Source organism: Streptomyces sp. OfavH-34-F, from assembly GCF_022347745.1.
In the GTDB taxonomy this organism is placed as follows: domain Bacteria; phylum Actinomycetota; class Actinomycetes; order Streptomycetales; family Streptomycetaceae; genus Streptomyces.
In genome coordinates this window covers 1-11,114 of record NZ_JAKRGC010000214.1, presented here as the reverse complement: position 1 = coordinate 11,114, position 11,114 = coordinate 1, and the positions used below count along the sequence as shown (strand labels likewise).

Genomic DNA, 11,114 nt, shown 5'->3' with positions numbered 1-11,114 from the left:
CCCGTCGGCCCCGCAGCCACCGCACCGTCACCGGCCTCGCCCGCGCCAACCTCGTCCGGGTGCCCGGACGCACGCTCCTGGGCGCCGCCGCGCTCGCCGTCGGCGTCGCCGCCGTCACCTCGGTCGCCGCCATCCTCTGGTCATTCGAGGACGACGTCGTCGGCACGGTCATGGGCGACGCCATCGCGCTGCGGGCCCGGGGCGTCGACATCGCCGCAGCCGCCGGCACCGCCCTGCTCGGCTCGTTCGCCGCCGCGGACGTCATCTACCTCGGCATACGTGAGCGGGCCGCCGAGTTCGCGGTGCTGCGGGCGACCGGCTGGTCGGACGGCGAACTCACCCGGCTCGTCCTCACGGAGGGCGCCCTGCTCGGCGGGCTCGGCGCGCTCACCGGGTCGGCCGCCGGTCTGGGCCTCATGGCCCGGCTCACCGGCTCCGCCACCCCCGCACTCGTCACGACCGCGCTGCTCGCGGCCCTGGCCGGGATCGTCCTGGCCACCGCGGCCTCGCTCGTCCCCGCCCTGATGCTCACCCGGACCGCGGACGCCGCACTGCTCCAGGAGGACTGAGAACGCCATGCCACACACCGGAACGGACCGGGCAGCGGAGCGCCCCCGCGGCGGCGGCGCCGACATCGAGGTCCGCGCCCTGACCAAGGTCTTCGGCAAGGGCCCGGCCGCCATCACCGCGGCCGACCGCATCGATCTCACGGTCCCGGCCGGGCAGATCGTGGCCCTCACCGGCCGGTCGGGGTCGGGGAAGTCGACGCTGCTGCACCTGCTGGGCGCCATCGAACGCGCCGACTCCGGCTCGGTGCGGGTCGGCGACACCGACGTGACGGCCGTGCGCCCCCGAGGGCTCGCCGCCTACCGCCGCACGGTCGGCTTCGTCTTCCAGCGCTTCCACCTGCTGCCCGCGCTGACCGTCATCGACAACGTCCTGGCGCCGGTCCTGCCCCGCCGCGCGGGCTTCGACCGGCACGCGCGCGCCCGCGAGCTGCTGGCGGCCGTGGGCCTGGCCGACCGCGAGAAGGCCCACCCCGCGCAGCTCTCCGGAGGACAGCAACAGCGCGTCGCGCTGGCCCGTGCGCTGATCGCCGCGCCCCGGCTCCTGCTGGCGGACGAGCCCACCGGGGCGCTGGACTCGGCGACCGGGACCGCCGTCATGGACCTGATCGTGCGGCTCGGGCGCGAACAGGGGACCACGGTCCTGATCGCCACGCACGAGCACCAGGTGGCCGAAGCCTGCGACCGGGTGATCGGCCTGCGGGACGGACGCCCGGTCACGGACTCCGGCTGACGCCGCCGGACGACCGGGCTCACGAGGAGTCGCGGACCACCAGTTCGGTGGGGAGCACGATCTGGGCCCGGTCCGCGTGCTCCCCGGCGATCATGTCGAGCAGCAGCCGGGTCATGGTGCGGCCCATCTCCTCGATCGGCTGGCGCACGCTGGTGAGGGCCGGGTCCATGTGCCGGGCGACGGCCGAGTCGTCGAAGCCGATCAGGGCGATGTCGTCCGGGATGCGGCGGCCGGCCTCGCGCAGGACCTGACGGGCGCCGGCGGCCATCACGTCGGATGCGGCGAAGACCGCGTCCACGTCGGGGCGGCGGTCGAGGAGGTCGCGCATGGCCCGGGCGCCGCCCTCCTCGGTGAAGTCGGCGGGCGCGACGAGCCGTTCGTCGGGCTCCAGGCCCGCGTCGCTCACGGCCTGGCGGTAGCCGTCCAGGCGGCTCTGGGAGGCGTAGACGTCGAGCCGGCCGGTGATGGTGGCGATGGCGCGCCGGCCGCGCGAGACCAGGTGCTCCACCGCGCCGCGGGCGCCCTCGAAGTTGTCCGAGTCGACCGAGGAGAGCGATTCGGCGGCGGATCTGCGGCCGTTCATGACGGCGGGCATGCCGAGCTGTTCCAGCAGATCGGGCAGCGGGTCGTCGGCGTGCACGGAGACGAGGAGCACCCCGTCCACGCGGTGCGCGGTCAGGTACTGGGCGAGCCTGCGGCGTTCGCGGTCGCTGCCGACGAGGGTGAGCAGCAGCTGCATGTCCGTGTCGGCGAGGGCGGCACCGACCCCGCGCACGATGTCGGAGAAGTACGGTTCGGCGAAGAAGCGGCTCTCGGACTCGGGGACGACGAGCGCTATGGCGTCCGTGCGGTTGCCGGCCAGTGCGCGGGCCGCGCGGTTGGGCACGTAGCCCAGCTCGGCGACGGCCGCCTCGACCGCCTCCCTGGTGTGGGCGCTGACCCGCGGCGATCCGTTGATCACGCGCGAGGCCGTGCCCCTGCCCACTCCCGCCCGCGCCGCGACCTCTTCGAGCGTGGGCCGGCCCCCGCTCCGTACTCGCGATGCCGTCATGGCTGCCTCCCGTTCGCGGTCAATTTCTCACAGTCGGATAACCAAACCAAGTCCTGGCGTTGGTTCCCTTGACACTCTGAGGGACCGGTCGGCCGCCCCCCGGCTCCCCTGATGGGAGCGCTCCCACTCTACGCGCGTGGTCAAGCGGGACGAACCGCCCGGGGGGTGATCCGGCCTGGTCGGGGGCGGAAACGGCTGAGACCCGGCGCCGGGGCCGGGTCTCAGGAACGGTACGCGGGGGGCGTACCGGACGGGTCAGGCGAGGTCCTCCCGCGGCGGCAGCGCGTGGCGGCGGATCACGTCGGCGTACCAGTGGGCGCTGTCCTTGGGGATGCGACGCTGGCTGGCGTAGTCCACGTACACGGCGCCGAACCGCTTCGAATAGCCGTACGCCCACTCGAAGTTGTCCATCAGCGACCAGAGGAAGTAGCCGCGCACGTCCGCCCCGTCGGCGACCGCGCGCTGCACGGCGTCGAGGTGGCCGTGCAGGTACGCGATGCGCTCCGGGTCCTGGACCCGGCCCTCGGGCGAGACGTAGTCGTCGAAGGCGGCGCCGTTCTCGGTGACCATCAGCGGGATGCCGGGGTGGTCGCGGGTGACGTCCATGAGCAGGTTGTAGAGCCCGTTGGGGTCGATCGACCAGTTCATGGCGGTGCGCTCCTTCCCCTCGGCGAGGTGGAAGGCGACGTGCTCGGAGCCGGGCCAGGGCGAGTAGTCGCTGGCGCCGTGGCCGTCGTTGCGGGTGTCGCCGGCGCCCTCGCCGGGCGTGGAGACCAGGGTGGGCGTGTAGTAGTTGATGCCCAGGATGTCGACCGGGCGCGAGATCGCCTCCAGGTCGCCGTCCTGGACCAGCTTGGACCAGTCCACCAGGTGCGCGGTGTCCGTGAGCAGGTCCTCCGGGTAGGCGCCGCGCAGCATCGGGCCGGTGAAGACCCGGTTGCCGACCGCGTCGATGCGGCGGGCGGCGTCCGCGTCCTCCGGGCTCGGCGTCAGCGGGCGGACCTGGTGGAGGTTGAGGGTGACCGAGGTCTGCGCGTCGGCGGGGAGTTGGGCGCGCAGAACCCCGATCGCCCGGCCATGGGCGAGGTTGAGGTGATGGGCCGCCCGCAGAGCGGCGGACGCCTCGGTGCGGCCGGGGGCGTGGACGCCGGAGCCGTAGCCGAGGAAGGCCGAGCACCACGGCTCGTTGAAGGTGGTCCAGGTGGAGACCCGGTCGCCGAGGGCGTTCGCCATGATCTCCGTGTAGTCGGCGAACCGCTCGGCGGTCGCGCGCTCCGGCCAGCCGCCGGCGTCCTCCAGCTCCTGGGGCAGGTCCCAGTGGTAGAGGGTGGCGACGGGCGCGATGCCGGCCTCCAGCAGCTCGTCGACGAGCTTGCGGTAGAAGTCCAGGCCGCGCTCGACGGCCGGGCCGCGTCCGGTGGGCTGGACCCGGGACCAGGAGACGGAGAAGCGGTACGCCTTCAGCCCCAGCTGCTTCATCAGGGCCACGTCGTCGCGGTAGCGGTGGTAGTGGTCGGCTGCGATGTCGCCGGTGTCGCCGTTGCGGACCTTGCCGGGGGTGCGGCTGAAGGTGTCCCAGATGGAGGGCGTGCGCCCGTCCTCGGCGGCGGCCCCCTCGACCTGGTAGGCGGCGGTGGCCGCCCCCCAGAGGAAGCCCGTCGGGAACCGGGTGAGGGCCTCGGGCGCCGGCTTCGGGGCGGTGTCGGGTCGTACTGCAGTCATGCGGGAGCGCTCCCAAGGATGTGACGGACAGGGGCGTGACGGGGTGGGGCTCGGAACCCGTACGGTCGGCGGGGCGGGCGTGGACCGTACGGGTCCGGTACGGCGGGGCGGCAGGCGGGGCGTCAGCCCTTGACGGCGCCGGACATGATGCCGCCGACGATCTGCTTGCCGAAGATCACGAACACCACGAGCAGCGGCAGGGTGCTGATGAGCGCGCCGGCCATCACGATGCTCGTGTCGGGCGTGTAGGAGGCGCTCAGCTGGCCGAGGGCCACCTGGAGCGTGGGGTTCTGCTGGTTCAGGGCGAGGTAGGGCCAGAAGAAGTCGTTCCACGCCTGGACGAAGGTGAGCATGCCGAGCACCATCATCGCGGGGCGCGCCACCGGCAGCACCACGCTCAGCACGATGCGGAAGTTGTTCGCGCCGTCGATCTTGGCGGCCTCGATCAGCTCGTACGGCAGCGCCTCCATGAGGTACTGGCGCATGAAGAACACGCCGAAGGCGCTGACCAGGGTCGGGAAGATCACCGACTGGAGGTTCCCGCCCCAGCCGAGGTCGGCCATCATCATGAACAGCGGGACGACGCTGAGCTGCGGCGGGATCGTCAGGGTGAGGATGACGCCGGTCATCAGCGCGTTGCGGCCGCGGAAGCGCATCTTGGCGAAGGCGTAGCCGGCCAGGGTGCAGAAGAACAGCGTCGCCGCGGTGATGCAGCCGGCCACGATCACGCTGTTGACGATCGCCTTGCCCAGGTGGGCCTGGGTCCAGGCGGCGTCGAGGTTGTGGAAGAGGCGGTCGCCCGGCAGGAACGGCGGGGTGGTGGCCAGCACCTCGTCCTGGGTGTGGGACGCGGCCACGAGGGTCCAGTACAGCGGCAGCAGCGAGCCGATGCCGACGACGGCCAGGGCGATGTAGGCGAACGGGCCGCCCTTCAGCTGCTGGCCGGCGCCGGGCTTGAAGCGGCCGGCGCGCTTGGGCGCGCGGTGGGCGGAACGTGCCGGGAGGCCGGGTTCCGAGACTTTGGTGGGGCTGGTCATGGTCATGGATATCGCTCCCGGTCAGACCGCGGATTTGCGTACGTAGCGGCCGATGAGCCAGTTGACCGCGGCGATCAGCAGCAGGAGGGCGAGCATCGCCCAGGCCACTGCGGCGGCCGGACCGAGATGTCCGAGGTTCCAGCCGTAGTTGTAGAGGTAGACGCTGAGCGTCTCGTACTGATTCTCGTTGCCGCCGGTCGCGCCGAGAGTGCCGCCTTCCAGCAGCAGCGGTTCACCGAACAGCTGCATCGAGCCGATGGTCGAGATGACGATCGTGAAGAGGATCGTGGGGCGCAGCGAGGGGATGGTCACCTTGCGGAACTGCTGCCAGCGCGAGGCGCCGTCGATCGAGGCCGCCTCGTACAGGTCGGACGGCACCGCCTGCATGGCGGCCAGGTAGATCAGGGTGTTGTAGCCGGTCCAGCGCCAGATCACGATGACGGAAATGGCGATCTTGGACGTCCAGTGGCCGTTGGCCCAGTTGGTGTCGCCGAGGCCGACGAACTGCAGCGCCCAGTTCAGCAGACCGCCGTCGGCGCGGAAGACCAGCGCGAAGACGAGGGCCGCGGAGGCCACCGAGGTGGCGTACGGGGTGAGGATCACCGTGCGCCAGAAGGTGCTGGCGCGCAGCTTGTAGTTGAGCAGGTGGGCGAGGCCCAGCGCGACGAGCAGCTGCGGGACCGTCGACATCACACCGATCACGAAGGTGTTGCTGACGGCCGTCCAGAACTCGGAGTCGTGCAGAATCCTGTCGAAGTTCTCCCAGCCCACCCACTCCATCTGGTTCATGCCGGTCATCTCGACCCGGTGCAGGGCGATCCATCCGGTGTAGATCAGCGGATAGAGGCCGAAGGCGCCGAAGACGAGGAAGAACGGTGCGATGTAGGCGTACGGCGACGCCTTGTCGTCGAACCGCCAGAGCCGGCTGCGCCAGTTCTGCCGGCGGGGCGCCGGTTTGTGCTGGGAGCCGCGGGGTGGCGGCGCGTATGCGTCCCGGGTGGGAGTCGAGGTGGCCACGAGCGGGAGTCCTTCCCTGGAGTGCTTGAGTGACCCGGCCGGGGCCTGTCCTGAGTTCCGGCGCGGGTGAGGGAGCGGTGTCCGGTGCCGTCGGATCCAAGGCGGAGGAGGGAGTCGACGCGGAGCGTCGGCGAGTGGCGACAGCGCCGGAGACGGCGGTGCCGGGCGCCGCACTGGAGCTCCAGACAGGACCTGCGGGGCGAGGGTGTACGCGGTGGGCTTCCACGGGACGGCCGGAGCCGTCCGGTCGCCCCGTGCAGGCCCGCCGCGACACGCAGGTGCGGGCGGCCCGGAGGCCGCCCGCGCCGGGCGCGTCCGGCGGATCAGGCCGGACGCGCCCCGGCGAACGTCAGCCGATCACCTTGTCGATGGCCTTGGTCGCCGCTTCCCAGGCGGCGTCCGGGGAGGTGCCGCGCTGCTCCATGTTGTTGATCTGGGTGGAGATGGTGTCCTTGATCGCGGCGTCCTTCGGGCCGAGGATCGCCTCGGGGATGGACTTGGCCTCATCGGCGTAGATCTGGCCGATCGGGGCGTCGTTGAAGTACGGCAGGGTGGCGTTCTTCACGTCCGGCAGGTCGTACGCGCCCTTGTTGGACGGGAAGGAGCCGATCGCCTTGAAGACGGCGGCCTGCTGCTCGGGGGCGGTCAGCCACTTGACCAGCTTGGTGGCCTCCTCGACGTGCTTGCCCGACTTCGGGACACCGAGGAAGGAGCCGCCCCAGTTGGCGGCGGTCGAACCGGGGGCGGTGGTGATGTCCCACTTGCCCTTGTTCGCGTCACCGGCGTTCACGGAGATCTGGCCGGCCATCCAGGCGGGGCAGACCACGGTGGCCATGGTGCTCTTGCGCAGCGCGGCCTTCCACGGGTCGCTGAACTGGGCGAGGCCCTGGGTCAGCTTCTTGTCCGCGGCCTCGGCCGCCAGGTTCCAGCCCTGCTGGACGCTGGGGCTGTCCTTGTAGATCGCCTTGCCGCTCTCGTCGTAGTACTGCTTCGCGTTGGAGCTGACCACGGCGTTGAACATGGCGCTGGCGGAGTCCATGAAGTAGGTGCCCTCGGGGGCCTTCTTCTTGAACTCCTCGCCGAGCTTGAGGTAGTCCTCCCAGCCGCCGGAGATCTTGGCCGCGACCTCCTTGCGGTCGGTCGGCAGGCCGGCCTTCTTGAACAGTTCGGTGTTGTAGCAGAGGGACATCGGGCCGATGTCGGTACCCGCGCCGATCACCTTGCCGTCCGGCGTGGTGGCCTGCTTCTCCTTCCACGACACGAACTCGTTGACGTCGATGACCTTGCTCAGGTCGGCGAACTGGTCCGCCTTGGTGTCGACGAGTTCCTTGATGCGGCCGACCTCGAGACCCTGGACGTCGGCGAGACCGCTGCCCGAGTTCAGCTGCTGGAGCAGCTTGGGGTAGTAGACCTTCTCATCGGCGGTGGTGTCTTCCTTCACCGTGATGTTCGGGTGCAGCTCGTGGTACTTCTCGAAGAGGCCGGCTTCCTTGTAGCCGAACTGGCCGAAGTCGGCGACGGTCAGCGTGATCTTCCCGTTCGCGTCGGACGACTCGTTCGAGTCGGAGTCGTCGCTGCTGCAGCCGGTCAGCAGCAGCGCCGAAGCGGTCAGGCCCGTGGTGGCCAGAACCGCGACTCTGCGGCTCCGACCGGCAACGGTGCGGGTGATACGCATTCCACTACTCCTTGTTCCAGGGTGGGACTGGCTCACTGCGTGGCATACGCGCTGGTGAATGCGGCTGCCGGGTGGGTGCGGGGGGAGAACACGGGTAGTGCCGTTTCGCCCGGGAAACCCCGTGCGATGTGGGAGCGCTCCCATGCGTCGATGTCGGAAGATTGCTGCCTGCGGGGGGTGGGTGTCAAGACTTGAAGACGCTTCCGTTGCGCGAGCGTGTCCTGCAAGTCACGAGACCGTGTCCGCCCGAAGGCTTGCCAAAGCGCCGCGCCGCACTGCGGCGCGGCGGCCGATTCCGAATTCCCGCAGGTCGGGGCGGGGTTGACAATCGATCTTGTTCGAGCACCGTCGGAAAACCGTCCCCCGCGCCTGTTTCCCGCCACCCCCCGGAAACCCGTTTCCGCTCCCCCGCGAGCCCCGGAAGCGCCCGCCGGGAAGTGAACGGGACACCACCGGGAGGAGGCGCGGATACGGACTCACGCGTTCTTTGCCCGAACCCGGAGCCGGGGACGGGCCGCGCGCCCCGCTACGGCCGCCGGCTCCCCCTCACGCCTCCCGCAACCGCGCCAGCGTGGACTCCAGTTCGGCCTGGGCCGCGCGCGCCGCCGCCTCCGGGTCGCCCGCCACCACCGCGGTGACCAGGGCGCGGTGGCCCGCGTGGCCGTGCTGCGGGTCCTCGCGGCGCAGGGCGAGCAGCTCCACCAGGTCGATCAGGGCCTGGCGCAGGACCGGGGCGAACTCGGCGAACAGGTCGGTGAGGACCGGGTTGTGCGCGGCGGTCACCACGGCCCGGTGCACCGCGATGTCGGCGTCCACGAAGTCCGCGTCGTCGAGCCCGGCGCCCGCGGCCAGCCGGGCGGTGAGCGCCGCGTCGAGCGCGGTGAGGTCCTCGTCGGTGCGGCGGCGGGCGGCGAGGCGGGCGGCCTGGACCTCGATGAGCATGCGGACCTCGTAGACGTCGGTGACCGCCGCCCGGCGCAGCCGGACCGGCCAGTCCTCGGTGACCCGGTCGGCGACGACGAAGACGCCGGCGCCCTGCCGGGAGCGGAGCAGGCCGAGGGTGGCGAGGGTGCGCACCGCCTCGCGGACCGTGGAGCGGCCCACGCCCAGCTCGCGGGCGAGGGTGGTCTCGCCGGGCAGCTTCGTGCCGACCGGCCAGTCCCCGGCGGTGATCCGCGCGCGCAGATGGCCGGCGGCCTGTTCGACGAGGGGGCTGGGGCGGAGCGGACCGAGCGCGGACACGTGGTTCACCTGTCAGGTTGTCTGAGGGGTTGCGTTCTGGTTACTGTACCGCCCATGACGTACTGCGGTCTCCTCCTTCTCGGCTGCCGCGGCGGGGCCTGAAGCGATCGGCACCCCGCCGCGGGGTGTCGTGCTGTGCCGGTCGCATCCGGCGATGCGAGAAGAGACACCGTTCATGCCCGAGTCCATGTCCGAGACGCACAGCTTCCCCACCATCTGCACGCCCCGCGGTCCGGTCCCCCAGTCCGCGCCCCGCTGGAACCCCCAGCGCTCCAGTTCGATGCCGTCGCACCGCTACCGGTCCGCGTTCGACCGGGTCGCCGTCCCGCTGACCGGGCGGAGCTGGCCGCAGGCCCGTATCGAAAGGCCCCCGCTGTGGGTGCCGGTGGATCTGCGGGACGGCAACCAGGCGCTGGCGGAGCCGATGGACACGCCCCGCAAGCGGCGGATGTTCGACCTGCTGGTGGCGATGGGGTTCAAGGAGATCGAGGTCGGCTACCCGTCCGCGAGCCGCACCGACTTCGACTTCGTCCGGCACCTGGCGACGAGCGGCGCCGTACCCGGCGACGTGACGCCGGTCGTCTTCACCCCGGCCCGGCCGGAGCTGATCGAGCGGACCTTCGCGTCGGTGGCGGGGCTGGACCGCGCCGTCGTCCACCTCTACATCGCGACCGCGCCCGTCTGGCGCGAGGTCGTCCTGGGCCGCGACCGGGCCGGGCTGCTCGGCGTGGTGCGGGACGCGGCCCGGCAGATGGACCGGCTGGCGCGGGCCAGGCCCGGCGCGGACATCCGGTTCCAGTTCTCGCCGGAGGTCTTCAACCTGACCGAGCCCGACTTCGTCCTGGAGGTCTGCGACACCCTGACCGAGCTGTGGGACGCCTCCCCGGACCGGCCGGTCGTCCACAACCTGCCGGCCACCGTGGAGATCGCCACGCCCAACGTCTACGCCGACCAGATCGAGTACATGCACCGCCACCTGGCCCGGCGGGATTCGGTGATCCTCTCCGTGCACCCGCACAACGACCGGGGCACGGGCGTGGCCTGCGCGGAGCTGGCCGTGCTGGCGGGCGCGCAGCGGGTGGAGGGCTGCCTGTTCGGCAACGGAGAGCGCACCGGCAACGTGGACCTGGTCAACCTGGCGCTCAACCTGCACGCGCAGGGCGTGGACCCGATGATCGACTTCTCGGACATCGACGAGATCCGCCGCACGGTCGAGCACTGCAACCGGCTGCCGGTGCCGCCGCGCCATCCGTACGGCGGGGACCTGGTGTACACCGCGTTCTCCGGCACCCACCAGGACGCCATCAGCAAGGGCTTCGCGCGCCGGGCGGAGGGCGGCGGGCCCGAGCTGTGGGAGGTGCCCTACCTGCCGATCGACCCGGCCGACGTGGGGCGTACGTACGAGGCGGTCATCCGGGTCAACTCGCAGTCGGGCAAGGGCGGCATCGCCCATCTGCTGCGCACCGGGCACGGCGTGGACCTGCCGGCCGGGATGCGGGCGGAGTTCTCCCGCACGGTCCAGGAGGCGACCGACGACAGCGGCCGGGAGGCCACCCCGAAGGACCTGTGGGAGCTGTTCGAAGCGGGCTACCTGGCCCCCGGCCGGGACGGCTCCGTCACCCTGGCCTCCTGGTCGGTGCGGAACGACCCGGCCGGCGGGCACCGCTTCGTCTGCACCCTGCGGGTGGACGAGCGGGAGGGCGACTACGACGGCACCGGCAGCGGCCCGGTCACGGCGTTCACGGACGCGCTGGCGGCGGCCGGGATCGGCGTGGACGTCCTGGAACTGGTGGAGCGGGGCCCGGCCGGTGACGGTACGGCGTCGGCGTACGCGCGCTGCCGGACGGGCGGCGGGGAGTACTGGGGCGCGGGGCGGGACGTCTCGGGCACGGCCGCGGCGGTGGCGGCGGTGCTGTCGGCGGTGAACCGGGCCCGGCCCTGACGCGGAGGGGCGCGCACCCCGGCCGGGATGCACGGGCGGCGGAGGTGGGTCCTCCGTGCGGGGCGAGCGGCTGCCGGGTGACCGGGGCGTACGGCGACTCCGTCGACCAGCAGTTCGGCGCCGATCCGG

General features: G+C 71.9%; 9 protein-coding genes. 3 read left to right on the top strand and 6 right to left on the bottom strand.

What is annotated here, in order from left to right; translation table 11 throughout:
- Together MHW47_RS25050 and MHW47_RS25045 are read left to right on the top strand one after the other, a co-directional pair.
- The coding region (locus MHW47_RS25050) for an FtsX-like permease family protein (protein ID WP_308381713.1) at positions 1-569 on the top strand (569 nt) is incomplete at its 5' end.
- A gap of 7 nt (positions 570-576) precedes the next feature.
- Positions 577-1,299: an ABC transporter ATP-binding protein gene (locus MHW47_RS25045; protein ID WP_239226030.1), complete on the top strand. Its 723-nt coding sequence runs from the start codon at positions 577-579 to the stop codon at positions 1,297-1,299.
- Positions 1,300-1,318: 19 nt separating this feature from the next.
- On the opposite strand, the gene MHW47_RS25040 is transcribed toward MHW47_RS25045, so the two are convergent.
- The 6 genes from MHW47_RS25040 to MHW47_RS25015 form a co-directional block, all read right to left on the bottom strand.
- Positions 1,319-2,350 (bottom strand): LacI family DNA-binding transcriptional regulator, encoded by a 1,032-nt coding sequence (locus tag MHW47_RS25040; RefSeq protein WP_239226029.1) that lies wholly within the window; start codon positions 2,348-2,350, stop codon positions 1,319-1,321.
- Positions 2,351-2,605: 255 nt separating this feature from the next.
- A complete protein-coding gene (locus MHW47_RS25035) occupies positions 2,606-4,072 on the bottom strand; it encodes a GH1 family beta-glucosidase (RefSeq protein ID WP_239226028.1) in 1,467 nt (488 codons plus the stop codon).
- Between the two features lie 122 nt (positions 4,073-4,194).
- Positions 4,195-5,115 (bottom strand): carbohydrate ABC transporter permease, encoded by a 921-nt coding sequence (locus tag MHW47_RS25030; protein ID WP_239226027.1) that lies wholly within the window; start codon positions 5,113-5,115, stop codon positions 4,195-4,197.
- A 15-nt stretch (positions 5,116-5,130) separates the two neighbouring features.
- On the bottom strand, positions 5,131-6,126 hold the full coding sequence (locus tag MHW47_RS25025) for a carbohydrate ABC transporter permease (RefSeq protein ID WP_239226026.1): 996 nt from the start codon (positions 6,124-6,126) through the stop codon (positions 5,131-5,133).
- A 349-nt stretch (positions 6,127-6,475) separates the two neighbouring features.
- On the bottom strand, positions 6,476-7,801 hold the full coding sequence (locus tag MHW47_RS25020) for an extracellular solute-binding protein (protein WP_239226025.1): 1,326 nt from the start codon (positions 7,799-7,801) through the stop codon (positions 6,476-6,478).
- 546 nt (positions 7,802-8,347) lie between these two features.
- Positions 8,348-9,052, bottom strand: a complete 705-nt coding sequence (locus MHW47_RS25015) for a FadR/GntR family transcriptional regulator (protein WP_374230147.1) — start codon at positions 9,050-9,052, stop codon at positions 8,348-8,350.
- A gap of 145 nt (positions 9,053-9,197) precedes the next feature.
- On the opposite strand from MHW47_RS25015, the gene MHW47_RS25010 reads away from it, so the two are divergent.
- Entirely contained in the window at positions 9,198-10,985 is a 1,788-nt protein-coding gene (locus MHW47_RS25010; RefSeq protein WP_374230146.1) for a 2-isopropylmalate synthase, read from the top strand.
- Positions 10,986-11,114: the final 129 nt, after the last annotated feature.